Source organism: Streptomyces sp. NPDC040545 (genome assembly GCF_055595065.1).
The window spans coordinates 58,223-82,517 of sequence record NZ_JBVIWA010000021.1 but is presented as its reverse complement, the minus strand read 5'-3'; the positions used below and the strand labels follow the sequence as shown (position 1 = coordinate 82,517).

At 72.9% G+C, this 24,295-nt stretch carries 21 protein-coding genes; 13 read left to right on the top strand and 8 right to left on the bottom strand.

Features of this window, described 5'->3' with window-relative positions; translation table 11 throughout:
• Positions 1–186: 186 nt before the first annotated feature.
• Complete coding sequence (locus ACZ573_RS31315; protein ID WP_471310633.1) at positions 187–609, bottom strand: GNAT family N-acetyltransferase; 423 nt, start codon at positions 607–609, stop codon at positions 187–189.
• A gap of 206 nt (positions 610–815) precedes the next feature.
• On the opposite strand from ACZ573_RS31315, the gene ACZ573_RS31310 reads away from it, so the two are divergent.
• The 5 genes from ACZ573_RS31310 (at position 816) to mug (ending at position 6,109) form a co-directional block, all read left to right on the top strand.
• Entirely contained in the window at positions 816–2,150 is a 1,335-nt protein-coding gene (locus ACZ573_RS31310) for a hemolysin family protein (protein WP_471310630.1), read from the top strand.
• Positions 2,147–3,172 carry a hemolysin family protein gene (locus ACZ573_RS31305; protein WP_471310628.1) on the top strand — a complete coding sequence of 342 codons (1,026 nt, stop codon included), beginning with the start codon at positions 2,147–2,149 and terminating at the stop codon, positions 3,170–3,172. Before ACZ573_RS31310 ends, ACZ573_RS31305 begins: the two co-directional genes overlap by 4 nt.
• Before the next feature lie 65 nt (positions 3,173–3,237).
• Positions 3,238–4,020: an SGNH/GDSL hydrolase family protein gene (locus ACZ573_RS31300; protein WP_471310624.1), complete on the top strand. Its 783-nt coding sequence runs from the start codon at positions 3,238–3,240 to the stop codon at positions 4,018–4,020.
• 71 nt (positions 4,021–4,091) lie between these two features.
• Positions 4,092–5,525: an adenylosuccinate lyase gene (gene purB / locus ACZ573_RS31295; protein WP_471310622.1), complete on the top strand. Its 1,434-nt coding sequence runs from the start codon at positions 4,092–4,094 to the stop codon at positions 5,523–5,525.
• Positions 5,522–6,109: a G/U mismatch-specific DNA glycosylase gene (gene mug / locus ACZ573_RS31290; RefSeq protein WP_471310822.1), complete on the top strand. Its 588-nt coding sequence runs from the start codon at positions 5,522–5,524 to the stop codon at positions 6,107–6,109. Before purB ends, mug begins: the two co-directional genes overlap by 4 nt.
• On the opposite strand, the gene ACZ573_RS31285 is transcribed toward mug, so the two are convergent.
• From ACZ573_RS31285 to ACZ573_RS31275, 3 genes are read right to left on the bottom strand one after another with little or no spacing between them, the layout of a single operon-like run.
• On the bottom strand, positions 6,106–6,543 hold the full coding sequence (locus ACZ573_RS31285; protein ID WP_471310619.1) for a hypothetical protein: 438 nt from the start codon (positions 6,541–6,543) through the stop codon (positions 6,106–6,108). The two genes, mug and ACZ573_RS31285, sit on opposite strands and share 4 nt — an antisense overlap.
• Before the next feature lie 40 nt (positions 6,544–6,583).
• Positions 6,584–7,333, bottom strand: coding sequence for an ABC transporter permease (locus ACZ573_RS31280; protein ID WP_471310615.1), 750 nt, complete (start codon positions 7,331–7,333; stop codon positions 6,584–6,586).
• Positions 7,334–7,370: 37 nt separating this feature from the next.
• A complete protein-coding gene (locus ACZ573_RS31275) occupies positions 7,371–8,282 on the bottom strand; it encodes an ABC transporter ATP-binding protein (RefSeq protein WP_471310613.1) in 912 nt (303 codons plus the stop codon).
• Positions 8,283–8,389: 107 nt separating this feature from the next.
• Between ACZ573_RS31275 and ACZ573_RS31270 the strand changes: the two genes are divergently transcribed.
• The 3 genes from ACZ573_RS31270 to ACZ573_RS31260 all read left to right on the top strand — a co-directional run bounded on the left by ACZ573_RS31270 (position 8,390) and on the right by ACZ573_RS31260 (position 11,475).
• Complete coding sequence (locus tag ACZ573_RS31270) at positions 8,390–9,565, top strand: sensor histidine kinase (protein ID WP_471310610.1); 1,176 nt, start codon at positions 8,390–8,392, stop codon at positions 9,563–9,565.
• 4 nt (positions 9,566–9,569) lie between these two features.
• On the top strand, positions 9,570–10,220 hold the full coding sequence (locus tag ACZ573_RS31265; RefSeq protein WP_471310607.1) for a response regulator: 651 nt from the start codon (positions 9,570–9,572) through the stop codon (positions 10,218–10,220).
• A gap of 100 nt (positions 10,221–10,320) precedes the next feature.
• Positions 10,321–11,475: an ROK family transcriptional regulator gene (locus ACZ573_RS31260; RefSeq protein ID WP_471310604.1), complete on the top strand. Its 1,155-nt coding sequence runs from the start codon at positions 10,321–10,323 to the stop codon at positions 11,473–11,475.
• A gap of 119 nt (positions 11,476–11,594) precedes the next feature.
• Here ACZ573_RS31260 and ACZ573_RS31255 read toward each other — a convergent pair whose 3' ends face one another.
• The gene (locus tag ACZ573_RS31255; RefSeq protein ID WP_471310601.1) at positions 11,595–12,365 is read right to left on the bottom strand and encodes a GntR family transcriptional regulator; all 771 of its coding nucleotides are present in this window, start codon (positions 12,363–12,365) and stop codon (positions 11,595–11,597) included.
• Positions 12,366–12,653: 288 nt separating this feature from the next.
• Between ACZ573_RS31255 and ACZ573_RS31250 the strand changes: the two genes are divergently transcribed.
• The 4 genes from ACZ573_RS31250 (at position 12,654) to ACZ573_RS31235 (ending at position 18,927) form a co-directional block, all read left to right on the top strand.
• Complete coding sequence (locus tag ACZ573_RS31250) at positions 12,654–13,505, top strand: alpha/beta fold hydrolase (RefSeq protein ID WP_471310598.1); 852 nt, start codon at positions 12,654–12,656, stop codon at positions 13,503–13,505.
• Between the two features lie 288 nt (positions 13,506–13,793).
• Positions 13,794–15,362: an alkaline phosphatase D family protein gene (locus tag ACZ573_RS31245; protein ID WP_471310595.1), complete on the top strand. Its 1,569-nt coding sequence runs from the start codon at positions 13,794–13,796 to the stop codon at positions 15,360–15,362.
• A gap of 149 nt (positions 15,363–15,511) precedes the next feature.
• A complete protein-coding gene (locus ACZ573_RS31240) occupies positions 15,512–16,996 on the top strand; it encodes a GNAT family N-acetyltransferase (RefSeq protein ID WP_471310592.1) in 1,485 nt (494 codons plus the stop codon).
• Positions 16,997–17,223: 227 nt separating this feature from the next.
• A complete protein-coding gene (locus ACZ573_RS31235; protein WP_471310590.1) occupies positions 17,224–18,927 on the top strand; it encodes a DUF885 domain-containing protein in 1,704 nt (567 codons plus the stop codon).
• A 132-nt stretch (positions 18,928–19,059) separates the two neighbouring features.
• Here the strand turns inward: ACZ573_RS31235 and ACZ573_RS31230 are convergent, their stop codons facing one another.
• Positions 19,060–19,584 (bottom strand): rhodanese-like domain-containing protein, encoded by a 525-nt coding sequence (locus ACZ573_RS31230; RefSeq protein ID WP_471310587.1) that lies wholly within the window; start codon positions 19,582–19,584, stop codon positions 19,060–19,062.
• 94 nt (positions 19,585–19,678) lie between these two features.
• On the opposite strand from ACZ573_RS31230, the gene ACZ573_RS31225 reads away from it, so the two are divergent.
• Positions 19,679–20,125, top strand: coding sequence for an Lrp/AsnC family transcriptional regulator (locus ACZ573_RS31225; RefSeq protein WP_030008650.1), 447 nt, complete (start codon positions 19,679–19,681; stop codon positions 20,123–20,125).
• On the opposite strand, the gene ACZ573_RS31220 is transcribed toward ACZ573_RS31225, so the two are convergent.
• Together ACZ573_RS31220 and ACZ573_RS31215 are read right to left on the bottom strand one after the other, a co-directional pair.
• Positions 20,115–23,126, bottom strand: coding sequence for an AAA family ATPase (locus ACZ573_RS31220; RefSeq protein WP_471310584.1), 3,012 nt, complete (start codon positions 23,124–23,126; stop codon positions 20,115–20,117). The genes ACZ573_RS31225 and ACZ573_RS31220 overlap by 11 nt on opposite strands.
• Complete coding sequence (locus tag ACZ573_RS31215; RefSeq protein WP_471310582.1) at positions 23,123–24,292, bottom strand: exonuclease SbcCD subunit D; 1,170 nt, start codon at positions 24,290–24,292, stop codon at positions 23,123–23,125. Before ACZ573_RS31215 ends, ACZ573_RS31220 begins: the two co-directional genes overlap by 4 nt.
• Positions 24,293–24,295: the final 3 nt, after the last annotated feature.

Sequence of the window (24,295 nt, the reverse complement as noted above, 5' to 3'; positions counted from 1 at the left end):
CACAGGGCCCCCCCCCCCCCTCCCCCCCGCCCGCAAAATCCCCCCCCCCCGCGGTTGTTGGGGCTTGGGGCCGGGGGGAGGCCCCCACCTTCTTGGGGCCCCCCCCCCCCCCCCCGGCCCCCCCCCACCCACCGGCCCAGGCCCAGGCACGGGCACGGGCACGGGCACAGCCACGCGCAGCGGCGGCTAGCCGAGCGGCTTGACCCAGCGCGTCCACTGCTCCTGCGGCCGGTAGCCCACCGCGTCCCACACCCGGTGCGCCCGCTCGTTGCGATCGAGCACCATCGCGTCCCCCCGCCGCCCGCCCAGCGCCACGAACCGCTCCTCGGCGGCGGCCAGCAGCGCGGCCCCGATGCCCTGCCTCCGGTACCCGGGGTGCACGGCGAGCCGGTAGAGGTGACAGCGCCACCCGTCGAACCCGGCGATCACCGTGCCGACGAGTTCCCCGTCGCGCCGGGCGAGCAGCAGCGCCTCGGGGTCGCGGTCGTGCAGCCGCTCGACCCCGGCGAGATCGTCGCTGATACTCGTTCCCTCCGCGGCGGTCTTCCAGAACGCCAGGACCGCTCCCAGTTCTGCGGCCGACGCGGAGCCGATATGAAGATCAGTCATGGCCGGATCCCATCATCCGGGCGTGCTCCGCCAAAAGAATGATCCGTTCCCTTTGCCCGTCCTTTACCATGTGGTGAAAGGTCCCTCTTGAGTGAAAGGTGTGAGCGTCCGCCCATGGGCGAGCCTCCCAGTCCCCGACACACCCGTTCGCGACATCGCGCGATCCCCCGCCTCCTGGCCGACCATGGGACGGAGGTGATCGACCGATGACCGAGGTGCTCCTGCTCGTCGTGGCACTGGTGCTCTGCATCGTCTGCGGGGTCTTCGTCGCCGCCGAGTTCTCGCTGACGACCGTCGAACGCAGCGAACTCGAACGAGCCGTCGAGCGCGGCGAGCGTGGCGCGGACAGCGCTCTGGCCGCCGTCCGCACCCTGACGTTCCAGCTCTCCGGCGCCCAGCTCGGCATCACCGTCACCGGCCTGGTCATCGGCATGATCTCCAAGCCGTCGATCTCCACCCTGCTCCAGGGCCCCTTCGAGGCCATGGGCCTGTCGGCTGCCGCCGCCTCCTCCGCCGCCCTGATCCTCGGCACCGCGCTCTCGACCGTCGTCCTGATGGTCGTCGGCGAGCTGGTGCCCAAGAACTGGGCGATCTCCTCCCCGCTCGCGATCGCCAAGCGCGTGGCGACCATGCAGCGGGTCTTCAGCCGGGCGTTCCGGCCCCTGATCAGCCACCTCAACACCGCCGCGAACCACATGGTGCGCCGCTTCGGGCTGGAGCCGGCCGAGGAGCTGGCCTCCGCGCGCACCCCGCAGGAGCTGGTCGCGCTCGCGCGCCACTCGGCGAAGGCGGGCGCACTGGAGAAGGACACCGCCGAGCTGTTCGTCCGCACCCTGAACCTCGCCGATCTGACCGCCGAGAACGTGATGACCCCGCGCGTCCAGGTCACGGCCCTCGACGTGCAGACCACGGCCGAGGACGTCGCGAACGCGACGCTGGCCACCGGCCTGTCCCGCTTCCCGGTGTACCGGGGCAGCCTCGACACCGTCGTCGGCACCGTCCACGTCAAGGACGTCCTGGCCCTGCCGGCCGCGGAGCGCCGCCGCCGTCCCGTGTCGCAGCTGCTGCGCGAGCCCCTCTTCGTACCGGAGTCGCTGACCGTGGACCGGCTGCTGGACCGCCTGTCCGGCAAGCAGACGATGGCCGTGGTCATCGACGAGTACGGCGGCACGGCCGGCGTGGCCACGCTGGAGGACATCGTCGAGGAGGTCGTCGGCGAGGTCCGCGACGAGCACGATCCGCACGAGACCCCGGATCTGGCCCCGGCCGGTACGGACGAGGCCGGGCACCTGCTCTACTCCGCCGACGGTGCGGCGCGCACCGACCAGCTCCAGCGGATCGGACTGCGCGTACCGGACGGCCCTTACGAGACCCTGGCCGGCCTGATAGCGACCGAGCTGGGCCGGATCCCGGCGGTCGGCGACCGGATGGAACTGAACGGCTGGCGCCTGGACGTGGTGGACGCCGTCGGGCGCCGGGCCTCGCGTGTGCTGCTGCACGCCCCCGCCGAACCCGCCGAGGGAACGGAGGAGGCCCGATGACCGTCATCCAGCTGCTGATCGGCCTGGCGACCCTGGTCGTCAACGCCTTCTTCGTCGGCGCGGAGTTCGCGCTGATCTCGGTCCGGCGCAGCCAGATCGAACCGTACGCCGAGCAGGGCGACCGGCGCGGCCGCGCCGTCCTGTGGGGCCTGGAACACGTGTCGGCGCTGATGGCGGCGGCCCAGCTGGGCATCACGCTGTGCACGCTGGTGCTGGGTGTGGTGGCCGAGCCGGCCATCGCACATCTGCTGACCCCGCTGTTCGACCTGGTCGGGGTACCGGCGGGCGTGACCCACGCGATCTCCTTCGTGGTGGCGCTGACGCTCGCGACGTACCTGCACATGCTCTTCGGCGAGATGGTGCCGAAGAACGTGGCACTGGCCGAGCCCGTGCGCACCGCACTGCTGCTGGGGCCGCCGCTGGTGACCCTCACGCGGGCGCTGCGGCCGGTGATCTTCACGATCAACGCCTTCGCCAACGCCCTGCTGCGCCTGCTGCGGGTAGAGGTGAAGGACGAGGTCGGTGCGACCTTCACGGACGACGAGCTGGCCCGGATGGTCAAGGACTCCAGTGACGCGGGGCTCCTCGACGACCGGGCGAGCGAGCGCCTGCACGACGCCCTGGAACTGGGCCGGCGGCCGGTGACCGACGTGGTGCTGCCTGCGGACCGGGTGGTCACGGCCCGCGAGGGCATCACCCCGGCCGAGCTGGAGCTACTGTCGGCCGACTCCGGGTACTCCCGGTTCCCGGTGATCGACGCGGAGCACAAGATCCTGGGCTACCTGCACGTGAAGGACGTCCTGGACGTGGACGACGAGGAACGGGACGAGCCCTTCCCGGCGTCAGCGCTGCGACCGATCGCCCAGGTGCGGGCGGAGACCCCGTTGGACGACGCCCTGACCGCGATGCGGCGCAGCCGTACGCACCTGGCGGCGGTGCTCGGGGCGGACGGCGCCATGACGGGCCTGGTGACGATGGAGGACGTGCTGCGGGAGCTGTTCGGCAGGCCCGCGTCCACGTGATCCTTCGAGGCGTGATGTCCCCGGCCCTGCGGGGCCGGGGTACCGCCCGGTAACATCACTCCGCCATGGAGATGAATGCCTCTTACACCAGTTTTGTCGCGATCGGTGACTCCTTCACCGAGGGCATGTCCGACCTGCTTCCGGACGGCTCCTACCGCGGCTGGGCCGATCTGCTGGCCGCCCGCCTCGCCGCCCGGGAGCCGGGCTTCCGCTACGCGAACCTCGCGGTCCGCGGCAAGCTGATCGGCCAGATCGCCGAGGACCAGGTCCCGGTGGCGGCGGCGATGGGCGCCGACGTGGTGACCCTGGTGGGCGGGCTCAACGACGCCCTGCGCCCCAAGGTGGACATGGGCCGGGTCCGCGACCACCTGGAGTCGGCGGTGGAACTCCTCGCCCCCTCCTGCAAGCGCCTCGTCCTGATGCGCTCCCCCGGGCGCAACGGGCCGGTGATGGAACGCTTCCGGCCGCGCATGGAGGAGCTCTTCGCCATCATCGAGGAGCTCGCCGCCCGGCACGGCGCCGTGGTGGTGGACCTGTACGGGGCCGCCGTGCTCGCGGACCCCCGGATGTGGGACGTCGACCGGCTGCACCTGACCGCCGAGGGCCACCGCCGGGTGGCGGAGGCCGTCTGGCAGGCGCTGGGCCTGCCCGCCGAACTGGACTGGCGCACCGAACTGCCCGTCGCCGCTCCCCCGGGCTGGACCGTGCGCCGGGCCCAGGACCTGAGCTTCGCCCGGCAGCACCTGCTCCCCTGGATCGGCCGCCGCCTGACGGGCCGCTCCTCCGGGGACGGCCGCCCGGCCAAGCGCCCCGAGCTGCTGCCGTACGGGGACTCGCTGCTCTCGTAGCAAGGCACAATCCCGAGTGGTGGCCCTACCTGCGTAAACACACAGCGGTGGCCCAAGTAGAATCCCTCCACGTGACTGCCAAGCCCCGCATCCCCAATGTCCTGGCCGGCCGCTACGCCTCCGCGGAGCTCGCCGTCCTGTGGTCCCCCGAGTACAAGGTGACGCTGGAGCGGCGGCTGTGGCTCGCCGTGCTGCGCGCCCAGAAGGACCTCGGTATCGAGGTCCCGGACGAGGCCCTCGCCGACTACGAGCGCGTCCTCGAGACCGTCGACCTCGCCTCCATCGCCGAGCGCGAGAAGGTCACCCGGCACGACGTGAAGGCCCGCATCGAGGAGTTCAACGCCCTCGCCGGTCACGAGCACGTCCACAAGGGCATGACCTCCCGTGACCTGACCGAGAACGTCGAGCAGCTGCAGATCCGGCTCTCGCTGGAGCTCGCCCGGGACCGCACGGTCGCCGTCCTCGCCCGCCTCGGCAAGCTGGCCGGCGAGCACGCCGAGCTGGTCATGGCCGGTCGCTCCCACAACGTGGCCGCCCAGGCCACCACCCTGGGCAAGCGTTTCGCGACCGCGGCCGACGAGCTGCTGGTGGCCTACGACCGCCTCGAGGACCTGCTGGGCCGCTACCCGCTGCGCGGAATCAAGGGCCCGGTCGGCACCGCCCAGGACATGCTCGACCTGCTCGGCGGCGACACCGCCAAGCTGGCCGACCTGGAGCAGCGGATCGCCGCCCACCTCGGCTTCGCCCAGGCCTTCACCTCGGTCGGCCAGGTCTACCCGCGCTCGCTCGACTACGACGTGGTCACCGCGCTGGTGCAGCTGGCCGCCGCCCCGTCGTCGATCGCCAAGACCATCCGCCTGATGGCGGGCCACGAGCTGGTGACCGAGGGCTTCAAGCCCGGCCAGGTCGGCTCCTCCGCGATGCCGCACAAGATGAACACCCGCTCCTGCGAGCGCGTGAACGGCCTGATGGTCATCCTGCGCGGCTACGCCTCGATGACCGGCGAGCTGGCCGGAGACCAGTGGAACGAGGGCGACGTCTCCTGCTCCGTGGTCCGCCGCGTGGCCCTGCCGGACGCCTTCTTCGCCTTCGACGGCCTGCTGGAGACCTTCCTGACGGTCCTCGACGAGTTCGGCGCCTTCCCGGCGGTCGTCGCCCGCGAGCTGGACCGCTACCTGCCCTTCCTCGCGACCACCAAGGTCCTGATGGGCGCGGTGCGGGCGGGCGTGGGCCGCGAGGCCGCCCACGAGGTCATCAAGGAGCACGCGGTGGCCTCCGCGCTCGCCATGCGCGAGCAGGGCGCCGAACGCAACGAGCTGCTGGACAAGCTGGCCGCCGACGAGCGGATGCCGCTGGACCGGGCCCAGCTCGACGCCCTGATGGCCGACAAGCTGTCGTTCACGGGCGCCGCGGGCGACCAGGTCGCGGTGGTGATCTCCCGTATTGAGACGATCGCCAAGCAGCACCCGGAGGCCGCCGGGTACGCGCCGGGGTCGATCCTCTGACCCCCGACGAGCTGAACGCCGCCCGCGACCGCGTCCTCCCGGACGTGGTCGCGGGCGGTCTGCGTGTGCTCTTCTGCGGAATCAACCCCGGACTCTTCTCCGCCGCGACGGGCCACCACTTCGCCCGCCCCGGCAACCGGTTCTGGCCCGTACTGCACCTCTCGGGCTTCACCCCGCGCCGCCTCGCCCCCGCGGAGCAGGAAGAGCTGCTGACCTACCGTCTCGGCATCACCAACGTCGTGGCCCGGGCCACGGCCCGCGCCGACGAGCTGAGCGCCGAGGAGTTCCGCGAGGGGGGCCGCATCCTGACGGCCAAGGTGGAACTGCTGCGCCCCCAGTGGCTGGCGGTCGTCGGCGTCACGGCCTACCGCACCGCCTTCGGTGAGAAGAAGGCGCAGATCGGCCCCCAGGAGCGGACCATCGGCTCCACCCGCATCTGGGCCCTCCCCAACCCGAGCGGTCTCAACGCCCACTGGACCGCCGATTCCATGGCCCAGGAATACGCCCGCCTCCGCACCGCCGCCGAGGCGGACGACGACCAGCCGGGACCGTCGCGACCTGCCGGCCGACAGGGCACCCCCTAAGGCGGGTCGGTGACCGTGATCCCTGCCATCAGCTGGTAGGGGTCCTCGCCGGCCCACTGCGCCACGTACACCACCAGCCAGCGGGCGCCGACCCGCCACAGGTGCACATGGTCGGTGGTGCTGCCCAGTTCGTCCCACGGCTGCGGTATCTCCTCCCCGGCGAAGCCGCGGTCCCTCAGCGTCCCCAGGCTGAAGACCTGCGGCTCCCCCCACCGGTCGGTCGCGGCCTGGGCGAGCGCCCCGTACTCGGCGCCGATCTGGTCGGCCGCCTCGACCCGGCCCGAACCGTCGTCATCCCAGAAGCCCCGAGTCCGGGCGAGCTCGACCAGGTGGAATCCCGGGCCGCTGCTATTTCCTCCGGTCCGGACCGGCTCGGGCGGGAACTCTTTCTCCCGGAGCCGGTCGATCGTGTCGAGGTGCTCTGCCGTGGTCATACCGTCAGTATCCCGAGGGGCACTGACAACTGGCCCGGCGTCACGCGTCCCGGCGGCGCACCGCCAGCCAGCCGCCGAGCACCGCGGTCAGCGCCCACAGCGCCAGCACCCCGAGCCCGCCCCACGGACCGAGGTCGCCGCACTGCTGGCTGCGCATCATCGCCTGCCCGGCCCGGTCCGGCATGAACTGCCCCACCCCGGTCGCCGCCGCGCCCACGATGAAGGACACCATGACGACGAAGGGTATGAGGATGCTCAGGACGGCCACCCCGCTGCGCAGCACCGCCGTGAGCCCGGCCGCGAACAGCGTCATGAGTGTCAAGTAGAGACCGCAGCCGACTACGGCCCGCACGGTGCCGGGGTCGCCCAGCTCAAGGGCGTCGTGGCCCATGAACGACTGTCCGGTCACGAAGGTCAGCAATCCCGCGAGCTGGCCGGCCACGAGGGCGAGCGCGCCCAGCATCGAGATCTTCGACAAGTAGAACCGCGTACGGTCGGGCACGGCGGTGAGGCTGGTGCGCAGTGCTCCGTTGTGGAACTCGGCGGAGAAGGCGGTGGCCCCGAAGGCGATGGCCGCTATCTGGCCGAAGTTGAGTCCGTAGAAGGCCGCGAGGAGCGGGTCGTCCCCCATGCTGCCCTCGTCGGACCGGCCCAGGGCCGCAGCCGCCAACGCCTGGATGCCCACGGTGAGGACGAGGACGGATATCAGCGACCAGAAAGTGCCCCGGAGAGTCCTGATCTTGACCCACTCCGAGTGCAGTACGGGGGTTGTGGGCAGTGCGGCGCTCATGGCGAAGCCTCCTGAAGGTACGGGAGCGGGTGGATGGTCAGTGGGCCGCGCTGAACTGCGCGTGATCGGCGGTGAGGTCGAGGTAGGCCTGCTCCAGCGAGGCGCGCTCGTCGGACAGTTCCAGCAGGGGAACCCCTTCACGGGCGGCCAGGCCGCCGAGCTGCTCGGCCCGTATGCCTTCGACGCTCCATCGCCCGTCGTCCGCTGCCACCAGTTCGAATCCGTCCCGGGCCAGTGCGGCCCGCAGCCGGGCGGGGTCGGCGGTCCTCAGGCGCGCTCTCGGCGTGCTGCGGGCGTCGATGAACTCCTCCATCGAGGTATCGGCCAGGAGCTTGCCCTTGCCGAGCACGACGAGGTGGTCGGCCAGCGCCGACGTCTCCGACATCAGATGGCTGGAGACCAGGACGGCGCGTCCTTCGGCGGCGAGGGAACGCATCAGCTCGCGGATCCAGATGATGCCCTCGGGGTCGAGGCCGTTGGTGGGCTCGTCCAGCAGGAGCACTCCCGGGTCGCCGATGAGAGCGGCGGCGATACCGAGGCGCTGGCGCATGCCGAGCGAGAAGGACTTGATCCGCCGCTTCGCCACGGAGGCCATGCCGGTCTGCTCCAAGACCTCTTCCACCCGGCGCATCGGGATCCGGCCGGCCGCTGCGAGCAGGCGGAGGTGGTCGTGGGCGGTGCGCCCGCCGTGGGCCGCCTGGGCGTCGAGGAGGGCCCCGACCCGGTGCAGCGGGTCCGTCAGTTCCAGGTAGGGCAGGCCGCCGATCGTGGCCGTGCCGGATGTGGGCCGGTCCAGGCCCAGGAGCAGGCGCATCGTGGAGGACTTGCCCGCGCCGTTGGGGCCCAGGAATCCGGTCACCCGCCCGGGCAGGACATCGAAGGTGAGGCCGTCCACCGCACGGTGGGCGCCGTATCGCTTGGTGAGTTCTCGGATCTCGATGCTGTTCATGGCTCAAGACTCGCCGCCGGCCCCACCCCTTCCCTCCCCCATGCGAGGGTGGCGTCTCCCCCACGTGGGGGAGACGCCCCTGAACAGGGCGCTGCCACCATGGAGTCATGAACCGACTGCTGCGCGCCCCGTTCCAACCGGTGACCTATTCACGCTGGTTGCACCTCTGCGTGCCGCTGCTTCTGCTCGCGGTATGGATGTTCATCATGCCCCGGTGGCCCTGGGTGCCGCTGCTGCTCGTCCTGCCGTTCGGGCTGGTGCCCTGGGTGCGACTGGCAGAAGGCCTGCAGGCACAGTTCCTGCTCACACCGTACGACCGCGGCTCCTCCGACAGCGCCATAAGCCTCGCTCCGTCGGGCCGCTGGGGGGACCGCTGGCGAACCGTGCTGTGGCTGGAGACGCGGATGGTCATCGCGGTAGGTGCGTTCGGCGCCACGGTCTGGCTGTCGGCGATGGCCGTGGAGCTCGTCGCGATAGCCGTCGGGCATCCGCTGGGTCCGGAGGACTTCCTGCCGTTCGTGCCCGGGCGCTGGGCCGCCGCGCTGCTCGTGCCCGTGCCGTTGGTCGTCCTCATCGCCATCGTGGCCGTCCTCGGCGAGTTGATCACCGCGGCCGCCACCCGCCTGCTCAGCCCGTCCGCCGCCGAACGGCTGACCGCGCTGGAGGCGCGCACGGAGCAGCTGCTGGAGCGCACTCGCATCGCGCGGGAACTGCACGACTCCATCGGGCACGCGCTCACCGTGGCCGTCGTCCAGGCGGGTGCGGCACGCGCCGCGGGTGATCCCGCCTTCACCGACCGGGCACTGTGCGCGATCGAGGAGACGGGCCGGGCCGCGCTGGAGGATCTGGAGCGGGTGCTGGGGGTGCTGCGGGAGTCGGGACAGCCGCCGTCGCAGTGGCCGACGCTGGCGGAGGCCGACCGGCTCCTGGAGTCGGCGCGAGCCTCCGGCTCCGTGGTGGACGCGCAACTGACGGGGCCGCTGGAGAGGTTGCCGGAACCGGTCACCCGGGAGGGTTACCGGATCCTGCAGGAGGCGCTGACCAACGTACTGCGTCATTGCGGCCCCGTGCCGGTGCGCATTCGGGTGGAGATGACCGCGGGCCGGCTGGACCTGGAGGTGACGAACCCGCTGCCGGAACGCCCCGGGGTCACGGTCGGCGGCGGCAGCGGCCTGCGCGGCATCCGGGAGCGCGCCGCGCTGCTCGGCGGAGAGGCCGAAACCGGGCTGTACGAGGGCGGTTGGAGAGTGCGCGCCCGGCTGCCGCTGGAGCGAATACGCTGACCGGATGCCGGTTACCGTACTGCTCGTCGACGACGAACCCCTGGTGCGTGCGGGTCTGCGCGCCGTCCTGGACGCCCAGCCCGACATCGAGGTGGTGGGTGAGGCGGCCGACGGGGCCTCCGTGATCCCGCTGGTCCGGCAGTTGCGGCCGGATGTGGTGGCGATGGACGTGCGGATGCCGCTCCTCGACGGGATCGAGGCGACCCGTGCGGTGCTGCGGACGGTGGACTCCCCGCCGAAGATCCTCGTGGTGACCACCTTCGAGAACGACGAGTACGTCTACGAGGCGCTCCGTGCGGGAGCGGACGGGTTCCTGCTGAAGCGGGCCAGGCCTTCGGAGATCGTGCACGCGGTACGGCTGGTGGCGGAGGGCGAGACGCTGCTCTTCCCGGCGGCCGTGCGGGCCCTGGCCGCAGAGTACGGGAACCGGCAGGCCCGGGCGGTGCTGGAGGGGGCCGCCCTGACCGAGCGGGAGGAGGCGGTCCTGCGGCTGATGGCGCGGGGGCTCACCAACGTGGAGATCGCCGCCGAGCTCATCATCGGCACGGAGACGGTCAAGTCCCACGTCAGCGCGATCCTGGCGAAGCTGGGGGCGCGGGACCGGACGCAGGCGGTGATCACGGCGTACGAGTCGGGGTTCGTCTCCCCCGCGTGAGGGAAGGTCTGCTTCCGGCCGATGGGGGGCTGCTTCTCGCCGACGCACCGGGCGGGCAGTACGATCCGGCTGACAAGCTCGCTACCTGGGAGGACACACGTTGGGGCAGCTGACCGGCGGGGACCCCTCTCTGCTCCGGCGGATCAATTCCGCCGTGGTGCTGCGCGCACTGCGGACGGCCGGATCGCCGACCCTCACCGACCTCACACGGCTGACCGGACTCTCCCGGCCGACCGTCGAGGGCGTCGTGGAGGGGCTGATCGGGACCGGGCTCGTCGTCGAGGCGGAGGCGGAGGAGGGCGCGCGGCGGCAAGGCCGCCCGGCCAGGCGGTTCCGCTTCCGGACCGAGGCGGGGCACCTGCTGGGCATCGAGATCGGCTCGCACCGGATCGCGGTGCTGCTCTCCGGGCTGGACGGCCGCGTCATCGGAGCCGGTACCAAGGACGTCGCGGAGACGGCGTCCGCCGATGAGCGGCTGGAGCGGGTCCGGGCGGCCGTCGCCGATCTGCTGCGCCGCGCCGGCGTGCCACGGGACTCACTGCGGGCGGTAGGCGTCGGCAGCCCCGGGATCGTGGAGGCGGACGGCACGGTCCGCCTCGGCACCGCGCTCCCCGGCTGGACCGGGCTGCCGCTCGGGGAACGGCTGCGCCGCTCCTTCCGCTGCCCGGTTCAGGTCGAGAACGACGCCAATGCGGCAGCGGTCGCCGAGCACTGGAAGGGCGCCGCGCGGGACACCGGTGACATGGTGTTCGTGATGGCCGGGCTCAGCCCCGGCGCCGGCTCGCTGATCGGCGGCAGGCTGCACCGCGGCTTCGGCGGGGCGGCCGGCGAGATCGGCGCCCTGCACCTGCTGGGCCGTGAGGTCACGCCCGAGCGTTTGCTGTCGACCACCGGTGAGCCGCTGCATCCGCTGGACGAGGCTGCCGTCGCCGAGGTCTTCGCGATGGCCAAGCGGGGCGACGAGCGGGCGGTGGCCGCTGTGGAAAGGTTCCTGCAGCGGCTGGTGCACGACGTGGCGGCGCTGGTCCTGGCGATGGATCCGGAGCTGGTGGTCGTCGGCGGCTGGGCGGCCGGTCTGGACGGGGTCCTGGAGCCCCTCCGCCAGGAGCTGGAGCGCTACTGCCTGCGCCCGCCGAGGGTGGCTCAGTCCATGCTCGGCGAGGCCGCGGTGGCGACCGGTGCCCTACGGCTCGCGCTGGACCACGTCGAGGAGGAGCTCTTCGCGGTGGAGAAGACGGTCACGGCCCGCCGCTGACCCGACCCGCGCCCTCCCCTGCACACGGCTACGGCCCGGCCCCAGCAGTGGCTGGTGCCGGGCCGTAGCCACGTCCGCGTGCTCGGAAGGACCGGGGACCGAAGTCGCCCCGGGCGGCGTCAGGAGGCGACGCGCGGCTCGTGGGTGATCTCGACGTTGCCCGAGTCGCCGAAGGTGAGGCGGCAGGTGTCCGCGCGGTAGGTGGCCACCGAGACCGCCGCCGTGCCCGCGGTGGTGAAGTAACGCGTGGTGACCAGGAGCACCGGGGCGCCGGGCAGGCGGTCCAGTTCCTTGGCGTCGTCGGCGCGGGCGGAGCCGAGCTCCACCGAGCGGTCCTGGCCGTCGAGCACCAGCCGCTGCAGTTCGCGCAGGACGGTGCGGGCGCGGGCCGGTCCGGCCGGGGCCTCGATGGCGGGGAGTCCGGGCACGGACGCGGCGGGGACGTAGAGCAGTTCGGCGGCGACGGCCTGGCCGTGGGTGACCCGGGTCCGGCGCACCGTGTGCACCGGCTGGTCGGCGGCGAAGGCGCCCCCGGTACCGAGGAGTTTCAGCACCGCGGCCGTCGGCAGGGTCTCGGCCGCGTCGACCGGCTCCCAGCCGTCGACGCTCTCGCCGGGCCAACTGTGCTGCGCGCTGCCCACGGCGACACCGACACGCGGCGGGGCGACGGTGGTACCCACGCCCCGGCGGCGCTGCAGCCGGCCTTCGAGCTCCAGCTGCTCCAGCGCCTGACGCAGCGTCGCACGGGCGACACCGAAACGGGCCGCGAGCTCACGCTCGTTGGGCAGCACCTCGCCGACGGCGAAGTCCTGGTCGAGCGCCTCGCTGAGGACGGTCTTGAGGTGCCAGTACTTCGGCTCCGGTGCCGTTTCGAGCTGCGTGGTCCCCACCCTGACTCCTCCTGCCATCGCTGCACTCGCCGTGTGTTCCAGCGGCAGTTCCGCGCCTTTGTTTATTAAAGGTTCCTGCACTATCCCTGCGACGATAGGACGGCACACCCCCTTGGTCAAGACCAATGCTCATACCTTTGCCGGGCAGAACGGGCATACGTATCAAGCCGTTCATAGGATGTTCTCGTGGGCGCGGAAGGCTTGTAGTCAAGGGCTACCGGACGGTAATCATGGCGGTAGGCACTACTGACATCCTGTCTCGCACGCGTCCAACCGACGAGGAGCAGCATGACCGCCACGGTCTCCTTCACGATCGATTCGCCGCTCGGCCCCCGCCCCACCACCGTCGCCTACGAGCGCAAAGGCGCGGGCGAACCGCTCCTCCTGCTGCACGGCATAGGCCATCACCTCCAGGCCTGGCACCCGGTGATGGACATCCTGGCCGCCGAGCACGAGGTGATCGCCGTCGACCTGCCCGGCTTCGGCGCCTCGGAGCCCCTGCCCAAGGGCGTTCCGTACTCCCTGGGGACCGTGGCTCCGGCCCTCGGGGCGCTCTGCGCGGCCCTCGGCGTCGAGCGCCCGCACGTCGCGGGCAATTCGCTCGGCGGTCTGCTCGCCCTCGAAATGGGCCGGAGCAATCTCGTCCGCTCCGTCACCGCCCTCTCCCCCGCCGGGTTCTGGACCGAGGCCGAGCGCCGCTACGCCTTCGCCACCCTCCTCGCGATGCGCGCCGGCGCCAAGGCGCTGCCGCTGCCCGCTGTACGACGGCTCTCGCGCACCGCCGCCGGCCGCGCCGCGCTCACCGGCACCATCTACGCCCGCCCCTCCCGCCGCCCGGCCGAGGCGGTCGTCGCCGAGACCCTCGCCCTGCGCGATGCCACGGGCTTCGAGGACACCCTGGCCGCGGGCGGCTCCGTACGGTTCACCGACGACGTGCCCGGCCTGCCGGTCACCATCGCCTGGGGCACCCGCGACCGGCTGCTGCTGCGCCGCCAGGGCATCCGCGCCAAGCACACCGTCCCCGGCGCCCGGCTGGTCCGGCTCCCGGGCTGCGGCCACGTCCCGATGAACGACGATCCGGCGCTCGTGTCCCGGGTGGTGCTGGACACGGCCCGCAGCGTGCGGCTCGTCGCCGCCTGACGGGCCGGACCGGGCGGCCGGGCGGCCGGGCAGGCGGACCGGCCGGGCAGGCGGACCGGCCGGGCAGGCGGACCGGCCGGGCAGGCGGACCGGCCGGGCAGGCGGACCGGCCGGACCGACCGATTCGGCCGAGTTGGCCGAGTTGGCCGAATCGGCCAAACACCTGAACAGGTGAACGAATGGCGGCTGACGGCTGTTCATCCGCGGTTCGCGTGGGAGACGCGGCCGGGCCGGTGTGCAACGGCACGCTGGTCCGACCCGTCCTCGCCGGCCCCAGGAGACGTACCGATGGCATCGATCCCGCACACCCGACGGTCCCTCATCGGCGGTTCCCTCGCCTTGTCCTCCGCCCTGATCGCCGCCCCGGCGCTCGCCGTCCCCGCCTTCGCCCGCTCCGGCCGGCCGGGCGCGCTCTGGGGCGTGCAGTCCGGCGAGATCACCGCCCACTCGGCCACCGTATGGACCCGTTCCGACCGCCTGGCGCGGATGTACGTCGAGACCTCCCCGAGCGAGGCGTTCCGCTACGCCGTACGCCGCCACCACGGCCCGCTGCTCGGCCCGTCGAGCGATTTCACCGGAACCACCGTGCTGCGCGACCTGCCGCCGGGCCGGCAGATCCACTACCGCGTCGTCCTGACCGACCCCGACGACCCTCGCCGCAGCTCCGCTCCGGTCCACGGCACCTTCCGCACCACCCCCGTCTCCCGCCGCCACGACGTGCGCTTCCTGTGGTCCGGCGACCTGGCGGGCCAGGGCTGGGGCATCAACCCCGATCTCGGCGGCTACCGCGTCTTCGAGGAGATGCGGCTGCGCAACCCCGACTTCTTCCTCTTCAGCGGGGACACGATCTACGCCGACGGGCCGATCAAGGCCACCGCCCCGCTGCGCGACGGCAGCCTCTGGCGCAACGTCACCACCGAGGAGAAGGCGAAGGTCGCCGAGACGCTCGCCGAGTTCCGCGGGAACTTCCGCTACAACCTGCTCGATCGCAATCTGCTCGGCTTCAACGCCCAGGTCCCGGTCCTCGCCCAGTGGGACGACCACGAGGTGCGCAACAACTGGTACCCCGGCCAGCTCATCGACGACTCCCGCTACACCGTCAAGGAGGCCGACACCCTCGCCGCCCGCGCCCGCCAGGCCTTCGGGGAGTACTTCCCCGTCACCGACCTGCGCGGAGGCCGCGCCGAGGGCCGGATGTACCGCGTGATGCGGTACGGCCCGCTGCTCGACGTCTTCGTGCTCGACATGCGCACCTACCGGAACGCCAACTCCCCCGGCACCCAGACCGAGGACCCCATCGGCATCCTCGGCCCCGAGCAGCTGGCCTGGATCAAGCGCGAGCTGTCCCGCTCCCGCGCCACCTGGAAGGTCATCGCCGCCGACATGCCCCTGGGCATCGTCGTCCCCGACGGGACCGCGAACTTCGAAGCCGTCGCCCAGGGCGATCCGGGCGCTCCGCTGGGCCGCGAGCTCCAGATCGCCGAACTCCTGCGGCACATCAAGCACCAGCGCATCACGGGCACCCTCTGGGTCACGGCCGACGTCCACTACACCGCCGCGAACCACTACGCGCCCGAGCGGGCGGCCTTCACCGACTTCGCGCCGTTCTGGGAGTTCGTGTCCGGCCCGATCGGCGCCGGCGGCTTCCCGGCCGGGCGCCTCGATGCCACCTTCGGCCCGGAGACGGCCTACGTGCAGTCCGCCCCCTTCGCCAACATGTCACCGTCCGAGAACCCTCCGTACTACGGCGAGGTCGACATCGACGGCGGCAGCGGGGAGCTCACCGTCCGCCTGCGCCGTCAGGGAGGGGACGTACTCTTCACCCGGACGCTCCAGCCCGGGCGCGTGGGCCAGTGACGCCCCGAAGCCTCCGGAAACAGCGGCCCCTCCGACCTGCGAACCGGAAATGGCCCCGAAAACTGGGTGAAATCGGCCAGATGGACACTTAACCAGTCGGTCACAGATCGTTCGTGATCACGCAACACCCCTGCGCCACAGTGGTGTGCATGACTGACCGTAACCCCGCCTCCGCGCACCGTTCCCACCGTCACCACTGGCGCCGCGACGTCGTCGAACTCGCCGCAATGTTCTGCGCCGTCGCGGTGGCCGACGGCATCGCCAATCTCGTCGTACACGGCCCGAGGGGCCCGGTCCTGCTCGTGGCCTCGGCCGTCGTACTCCTGGTGACGGCGGCCTTCCACACCTGGTGGGCACGGCGCCACAGCCATGCGCCCCCGCCGCGGAGCACAGCCCCCACCGATCCGCAGCCGCTCGCGTCGACGAGCCCCGACGCGACGGCAACGGCGACCGCGACAGCCACCGCCACCGCCAGCAGCACCGCCCTCTGGCGGATGCGCACGACCGTACGGGACGAGCCGGGCTCCCTGGCCGCCCTCTGCATCGCCCTCGCCCGTAACGGCGTCGACATCCTGACCCTCCAGACGCACCCGCTCCCCGAGGGCGGCACAGTCGACGAGTTCCTGCTGCGCGCCCCGCAGGAGCTGCCCTCCGCCGACCTCGCCCGGGCGATCTCCCGGGCCGGCGGCCACAGCACCTGGATCGAGCGCGCCGACCCCCACGACCTGGTCGACACCCCGACCCGGGTCCTCGGTCTCGCCACCCGCACCGCCCTGGACGCCGCCGAGCTGCCCCTCGCGCTGCGCCAGCTGCTCGGCCGCTGCACGATCCACTCGATCCCGGCGACCACCCTCTCCGGCCGCCCCAACGCCGGCGCGGACGCCCCGGTCGAGGGGGTGCTGGAGGCCACGGTCATGCGGCTGCGCGACCCCTCCGGCGGTGCGATCACCGTGGAGCGGCCCTACCTTCCCTTCACCCCGACCGAGTTCGCCCGGGCCCGCGCGCTCGTCGAGCTCGACGCCCGGCTCGGCCCCCGCGTCCCGCGCAGCCAGGACGTACTGACCCTGCCCGAGGGCAACGAGATCACCGTGCGCCGCGCCGACGGCTCCGACCTGCCGGCGGCCCGCGCCATGCACGACCGCTGCTCCGAGCGCACCCTCTCGCTGCGCTACCACGGCCCCGTCCACGACGCCGACCGCTACCTCGGCCACCTGCTGAGCCCCCGCTTCGGCCGCACCCTCGCCGCGACCACCGCCTCCGGGAAGCTCGTCGCCCTCGGCCACCTGCTGTGGGACGGCGACGAGACCGAGGTCGCCCTGCTCATCGAGGACGACTGGCAGCGCCGCGGCATCGGTTCCGAGCTGCTGCGCCGACTCATCGCGATGGCCGTCGAGGCCGGGTGCGACAGCGTGTACGCCGTCACCCAGGCCTCCAACACCGGCATGGTCGCCGCCATGCGCGGCCTCGGCCTCCCCCTCGACTACCAGATCGAGGAGGGCACCCTGGTGATCACGGCCCGGCTGGACGCGACCCCGGTCAGCTCCCGGCTGCCCTACGAACTCCCCTACGAGCATCCCCGCGAGCTCCCGCACGAGCTCCCGCAGGAGCAGTCGGCTCCGCGCCGCCGCCCCTGACGATCCGCCCGGACCGGGGCCCTGACCGGGCACCGGCTCCGGCGGAATCCGGCCAAGCTATGCGCGCCACGTCCCCGGCGGCCCTCGCCCCGGGGACGTGAAGTCGCTTGTCCGGCACGGTGGTTGAAGATTTCTCGCACGCATTACCGACCCTGCTCCGGCCCACGTCAGCAGTCCGACGGCAATCGGTGATGACGGGAACCCGTCCCGCATACGAAGATGTCCGCATGTCAGAGACCCTCCACAACGGCAGTGCACCGCGGCTGCCCCGCCAGGTGGCCGACGCGTACGTCGACGACCTCATCGCCCTCGACCCGATCACGGGCACCTACCTCGGTGTCGCCGCGAGTTCGAGCAAGCTCCCGGACTTCTCCCCGGCGGGCCGTGCGGCCGTAGCCGAGCTCATCCGCGAGACCCTCACGCGCCTCGACGCCGCCGAGTCGGCGCCCGGCGCCGACGGCGACGCCGAACGCCGCTGCGCCCGGCTGCTGCGCGAGCGCCTCACCGCCGAGCTCGCCGTACTCGAGGCCGACGAGGACCTGTGCGCGGTCAGCAACATCCACAGCCCCGCGCACTCCGTCCGTGAGATCTTCTCCCTGACCCCCGCCGACACCGCCGAGGACTGGGCGGCGATCGCCGAGCGCCTGCGCGCCGTACCCGCCGCCTTCGACGGCTACCGCGAGAGCCTCGGACTCGGCCTGGAGCGCGGCCTGTACGGTGGCCCCCGCGCCACCACCACCATGATCGGCCAGCTTACGACCTGGGTCGGCCAGGACGGCTCCGAGGCGCCCTTCTTCGAGGGCTTCGTCTCCGCCGGTCCGGACTCCCTGCGCGCCGAACTGGACGCCGCGGCCGCCGGCGCGACCGCCGCCGTCGTCGAACTGCGCGACTGGATGAGCTCGGTGTACGCCCCGGCCGTCGAGGGCAAGCCCGACACCGTGGGCCGCGAGCGCTACGCCCGCTGGGCCCGTTTCTTCAACGGAACCGACCTGGACCTGGAAGAGGCGTACGCCTACGGCTGGTCGGAGTACCACCGGCTGCTCGCCGAGATGAAGTCCGAGGCCGCCAAGATCCTCCCGGGCGCCGGCCCCTGGGAAGCGCTGAAGCACCTGGACCAGCACGGCACCCACATCGAGGGCGTGGACGAGGTCCAGGCCTGGCTGCAGGGCCTGATGGACGAGGCCATCGAGAACCTCGACGGCACGCACTTCGAACTCGCCGAGCGCGTCCGCAAGGTGGAGTCCCGCATCGCCCCGCCGGGCGGCCCCGCGGCCCCGTACTACACGTCCCCCTCCGAGGACTTCTCCCGCCCGGGCCGCACCTGGCTGCCCACCATGGGCCTGACCCGCTTCCCCGTGTACGACCTGGTGTCCACCTGGTACCACGAGGGAGTGCCGGGCCACCACCTGCAGCTCGCGCAGTGGACGCACGTGGCGGACCGGCTCTCGCGCTACCAGGCCACCGTCGGCATGGTCAGCGCCAACGCCGAGGGCTGGGCGCTGTACGCGGAGCGGCTGATGGACGAGCTGGGCTACCTCAAGGACGCGGAACAGCGCCTGGGTTACCTGGACTGCCAGATGATGCGCGCGGCACGGGTCATCGTGGACATCGGCATGCACGTGGGCCTGGAGATCCCCGCGGACTCGCCGTTCCACCCGGGCGAGCAGTGGACGGTGGACCTGGCGCAGGAGTTCTTCGGCCTGCACAGCGGCCGGCCGGCGGACTTCGTCGAGAGCGAGCTGACCCGCTACCTGTCGATGCCGGGGCAGGCGATCGGCTACAAGCTGGGTGAGCGGGCCTGGCTCCTGGGCCGGGACAACGCGCGTGCCGCGCACGGTGATTCCTTCGATCTGAAGGCCTGGCACATGGCGGCGCTGTCGCAGGGTTCGCTGGGACTGGACGACCTGGTGGACGAGCTGTCGAAGCTCTGACACCCGGGCCCGGCCGCCCGGCGGCGAACGACGGACGGGCCGCTCGTCCCCTGGGGACGGGCGGCCCGTCCGCGTCGGCCCGGTGGAGACGGTCGGCCCCGTACCGGCCCTCGGCCCCGTAAGGCGCTCACCTCAGCAGCCGCAGTCGTCCGAGTCGGTCGGCGCGGTCAGCGGGTCGGCCTCGGCGCGCTGCTGGCTGCCCTGCCATGTCTCGACCTCGAAGCCCTCGCGGATCCAGTACTCGATGCCGCCGAGCATCTCCTTGACCTGGAATCCGAGTTCGGCCAGGGCGAGGGCGGAGCGGGTGCCTCCGTTGCAGCCGGGGCCCCAGCAGTACGTGACCACCGGGATGTTCTTGTCCAGGAGCCGCTCGGCCTGCTCGGGGATGAGGGCGGTAGGCAGGTGGACGGCGCCGGGCACGTGGGCCTGGTCCCAGGACGGGGTGGAGCGGGAGTCGACGAGCTGGAAGCCGAGCTCGGCGCCCTGCTCGCGGTGGGCCTTGAAGGCGGCGGCCACGTCCGACACGTCCGCGTGGAAGGCCAGGCTCGCGGCGAAGTACGCGGCGGCCGCGGCCGGGGAGGCCGGGGGCACCCGGAGCACGGGGTTGGTGGTGGCGGGGGCGGCGGAGCCCGGCTGGTGCGTCTGCGTCGTCGTCATGGCGAGAAATCTACGATCTGTTGATCATCACCGGAAGTGGGTTTCCCCGGGCTTTTCCTTGTTCGACCGGGGAATCCCCTGCTAGACCTGCATCATGACCGACTATTCCCCTGACGCCACCGACTGGCGGATCCTCGAAGCACTCCAGCGGGACGGCCGCGCCAGTTTCACCGAGCTCGCCCGCTCCGTGTCCATGTCCGCGAGCGCCGTCACCGAACGGGTCCGCCGGCTGGAGGAGACCGGCATCATCACCGGCTACACGGCGGTGGTGGACCCGGAAAGGCTCGGCAAGTCGATCCTCGCCCTGGTGCGGCTGCGCTACCCGCACGGCAACTACAAGCCCTTCCACGACTTCCTGGAGGCCACCCCGGAGATCCTGGAGGCCCACCACGTCACGGGCGACGACTGCTTCGTCCTCAAGGTCGCGACCCGCTCGATGTCGCACCTGGAGGAGGTCACGGGCCGGATCGCGGGGCTCGGATCGGTGACGACGAGCATCGTCTACTCCTCTCCGCTGCCCCGCAGGCCGCTCAGTCCGTGAGCGCCGCCGTCCGGTGGCGCACCACGGAGCCGCCGCGCTGCTTGACGATCTCCAGCTGGGCCTGGACCCGCGTCCGCAGGTCGGCGACGTGGCTGACGATGCCGACACTCCGGTCCCGCTCGCGCAGCGAGTCCAGGACGTCGAGCACCTCGTCCAGCGCCTGGTCGTCCAGGCTGCCGAAGCCCTCGTCGATGAAGAGGGTGTCGAGGCGCATCCCGCCCGCCTCGTCGGTGACCACGTCAGCGAGGCCGAGCGCCAGGGCGAGCGAGGCGAAGAAGGTCTCGCCGCCCGAGAGGGTGGCGGTGTCCCGCTCACTGCCGGTCCACGCGTCGACCACGTGCAGTCCGAGGCCGGAGCGCCCCCGCCCGCTCGCCCGCGCGTCGGAGTGGACCAGGGTGTAGCGGCCGCCGGACATGCGCAGCAGCCGTACCGTCGCGGCGGCGGCCACCTGTTCCAGGCGGGCGGCCAGTACGTAGGCCTCCAGGCGCATCTTGCGCTCGTTGTCGGCGGAGGTGCCGGCGGTGAGTCCGGCCAGCCGGGCGACCCGGTCGTAGGCCTCGCGCAGCGGGCCGAGCGCGCGCAGTTCCTGCTCGGCCTGCCGGGAGAGCCGGTCGAGCTCCGCGCAGCGCACCCGGGCCGCGTCGGCCGCCGACCCTGCCGTACGAAGCTTCGCCGCGGCCCTGGCCTCGTACGCCTCGGCCGCATCCGGTGCGGCCGGAGGCAGGGCTGCCGCTTCGGCGGCGCCGGTCTCGCGACGGCGGTCCGCCAGCAGGGCCTCCTCCGTCTGCCACGCGTCCAGCCGGTGCTGGAGCGCGGTGCGCTCGTACTCGGGGAGCACCGCGTCGGCGGCGGCCTCGACGGTCTCGAAGCCCGCCTTGAACGCGGCGTCGGCGAGCTGGTCGTCGGCCTCCTTCAGCCGGGCCGCGGTGGTCTCGGCCCGGCGCAGCGAGGTGGCCGCGCCGGAGACCATCCGGACCCGGTCCTCCAGGGTGCGGGCGCGGGCCGCGACGCTGGGCGCGCCGTCCCGTACGAGGGCGAGTTCGGCCTCCAGCCCGGCCTGTTCGCGGTCGAGGGCCTCGCGCCGGGAGGCCCTGGCGGCGGCCCGGGTCTCGGCGCCCTGCCGGTCGGCGCTGCGCGCGGCGTACTCCCGCTCGGCCCGGGCGAGCTGCTCACGGGCGGCGTGCAGGCCGGCGGCCGCGGCATGGGCGGCGGCATGGCGGGCACTCAGGTCGGCGGTCAGGTCCAGGAGTTCGGCGGTGGTGGCCTCGCCGGCGGCGGCCGCGGCCTCGGTGCGGGCCTCCTGCGCGGCGGCGAGCCGGCGCTCGACGGCGGCCCGGGTCCGCTCGGCCCGTTCGAAGTGGGCGTGGGCCGCGTCCTCGGCCGCGCGGTCCACGTGGCCGGCGGCCGGGCGGGCCGGAGCGGGATGTTCCGCGGACCCGCACACGGCGCAGGCCTCCCCGGCCACCAGTGCCTCGGCGAGCTCGGCGGCGATCCCGCGCAGGCGGGCCTCCTTGAGCTCCAGCCAGCGCTCCCGGGCGGCGGCCGACTCCTCGCGCAGGGTGAGCAGTTCGGCCGAGGCGCGCGCCGCGTCGGCGTCGAGCTCGTCCCGCCGGCGGGCGGCGTTCAGCTGCATGCGGGCGGGTTCCAGCCGGCCCGCGAGCTGCTCGGCCAGGGTGGCGGCCTGCTGGGCGGCGTCCACGCGGTCCTGCAGCGCCGTCCGGGTCGCCTCCCAGCGCTCCAGCCACTCGGCGGACTCCTGGTGCTGCTCCTCGGCGGCCCGGGACTCCCGCTCCAGGTCGGCCCGTTCACGGCCGATCTCGGCGCTGCGCTGTTCGGTCCGCTGCGCCGCGCCGAGCGCGCCGAGGGCCTCGCGCAGCCGCTGCTCGATGTCGGCCAGCTGCTCGGCTCCCGCCTCCTTCAGCGTGGGCGGGAGCTGCGCGCGGGCGGAGGTCTCGGCATGTGCGGCGGCGAGGTGCGCCGCGGAGGCGGCGCCGCGCAGTTCCAGGGCCGGGGCCACCAGGGCGCCGCGCCGGGCCCGGTCCAGCAGGCCGCGTACCCGCTCCCGCTCAGGGGCCGCCTCGGCGAGCAGGGCGGCCCGGCGGAGGGTCTCCGCGTGCCGGCGCTGCAGCCGGTCGAGCTCCCGTGCGTCCTCGGCCGCGTGCCGGGCGGCGGCGTGCCGGCTCTCGACGGCGGCCAGTGCGTACTCGGCGACGTCGAGGCGTTCGCGGGCCGCGCACCGGGCGACGGCGGCCCAGGCCCGGACGGCCTCGGCGAGCCCGGGATCGCCCGGCTGGTGTCCGGGCATGGGCCAGGCCCGCAGGTCGGCGCTGTCCCCGGCGGCCTGCGCGAGCCGCTGGGCGGTGTGGAGCACCTTCTCGTCGCCGGCCCGGACCTTGGCCTCGGCGGCCCGGCGGCGCTCGCCGAGCAGGGCCTCGACGGCGGCGAAGCGGCGGGTGTCGAAGAGCCGGCCGAGCAGTCGGCCGCGGGCCGCCTCGTCGGCGCGCAGGAAGCGGGCGAACTCCCCCTGCGGCAGCAGTACGACCTGGCAGAACTGCTCGCGGCTCATGCCGAGCAGCTGCTCGATCTCCTCGCCGATCTCCTGGTGGGAGCGGCTGAGCGGCTCCCAGCCCGCGCCGGTGTGCTCGCGCAGCCAGCTCTGGGCCTTGTCCTTGGTGGTGCCCGTGCCGCGCTTCTTCGGGCGCTCCTGTTCGGGCCGCCGGGTGATCTCCAGGCGGCGGCCGCCCGCGGTGAGTTCGAGGGTGACCTCGGTCGGGGTGTGGGCGGCGGCGTGGTCGCTGCGCAGGCTCGTGCCGGGGGCCTGACGGGGGCCGGGCACGGAACCGTAGAGCGCGTAGCAGACGGCGTCGAGCACGGAGGTCTTCCCGGCGCCGGTGGGTCCGTGCAGCAGGAAGATGCCGGCGCCGGACAGGGCGTCGAAATCGATCTCCTGGGGTTCGGCGAACGGTCCGAAGGCGGTCACGGCCAGCCGGTGCAGCCTCATCGGTGGGTCTCCCGGTGGCTGTCGTCGGCGCGTACGTCGTCGAAGGCGCCCTGGAGGACGGCCCGTTCGGCCTCGTCGGCGTGGCCGCCGCCGCGCACGTGGGCGACGAAGTCCTCGGCGATCTCCTGGTCGCTGCGGCCCTTGAGGCGCTGGGCGTAGGAGGCGCCGGTCTCCTCCTGGCGGCCCTCGGGGTCGAAGGCGAGGGTGAGGGTGTGCGGGAAGCGTGCGGCGAGGCGGGCCATGGGGTCGTCGGGGCGGACCGGGTCGGTGAGGGTGGCCTCGACCCAGGCGTCCTCGTGGACCTGGTGCGCCGGATCGTGCAGAAGGTCCTCCAGCCGTCCGCGGAGCCGGGCGAGGGCGCGCGGGACGGGGGTGTCGATGCACTCGGCGGCGGCGATCTCGCCCTGCGCGCCGAGTTCGATCAGCCACATGGCCTTGCGGTGGTCGGCCTCGGAGAAGGAGTAGGCGAGCGGGGAGCCGGAGTAGCGGACCCGTTCGCCGATCGTCTGGCAGCCGTGGAGGTGGCCGAGGGCGGCGTAGTCCACGCCGTCGAAGACGGAGGCGGGGACGGCCTCGACGCCGCCGACGGTGATGTCGCGTTCGCTGTCACTGGCCTGGCCGCCCGTGACGAAGGCGTGTGCGAGGACGACCGAACGAGTGCCGGGCGCGCGGGTGGCCAGGTCGGCCCGGATCCGGTCCATGGCGGCGCCGAGGACCGCCTCGTGACTCACCTTCTCCGCGCCGAACTGGTCCTTGACCAGGGCGGGCTCCAGGTACGGCAGGCCGTACAGCGCCACGTCACCGTGTACGTCGGCCAGGATGACGGGGTCGGCGCAGCCGGCCGGATCGGTCCGCAGGTGGATCCCGGCCCGGTCGATCAGCCCGGCGCCGACACCGAGGCGGCGCGCGGAGTCGTGGTTGCCGGAGATCATCACGGTGGGTACGCCGAGGTCGGCGAGGCGGTGCAGGGCCCGGTCGTACAGCTCGACGGCGGACAGCGGGGGCACGGCCCGGTCGTAGATGTCACCGGCGACGAGGACGGCGTCGATCTCGCGCTCGCGCACGGTCTCGACGAGGTGGTCGATGAAGAGCGCCTGGGCGCCCAGCAGGTTGACCCGGTGGAAGGCCCGGCCGAGGTGCCAGTCCGAGGTGTGCAGGAACTTCACTCG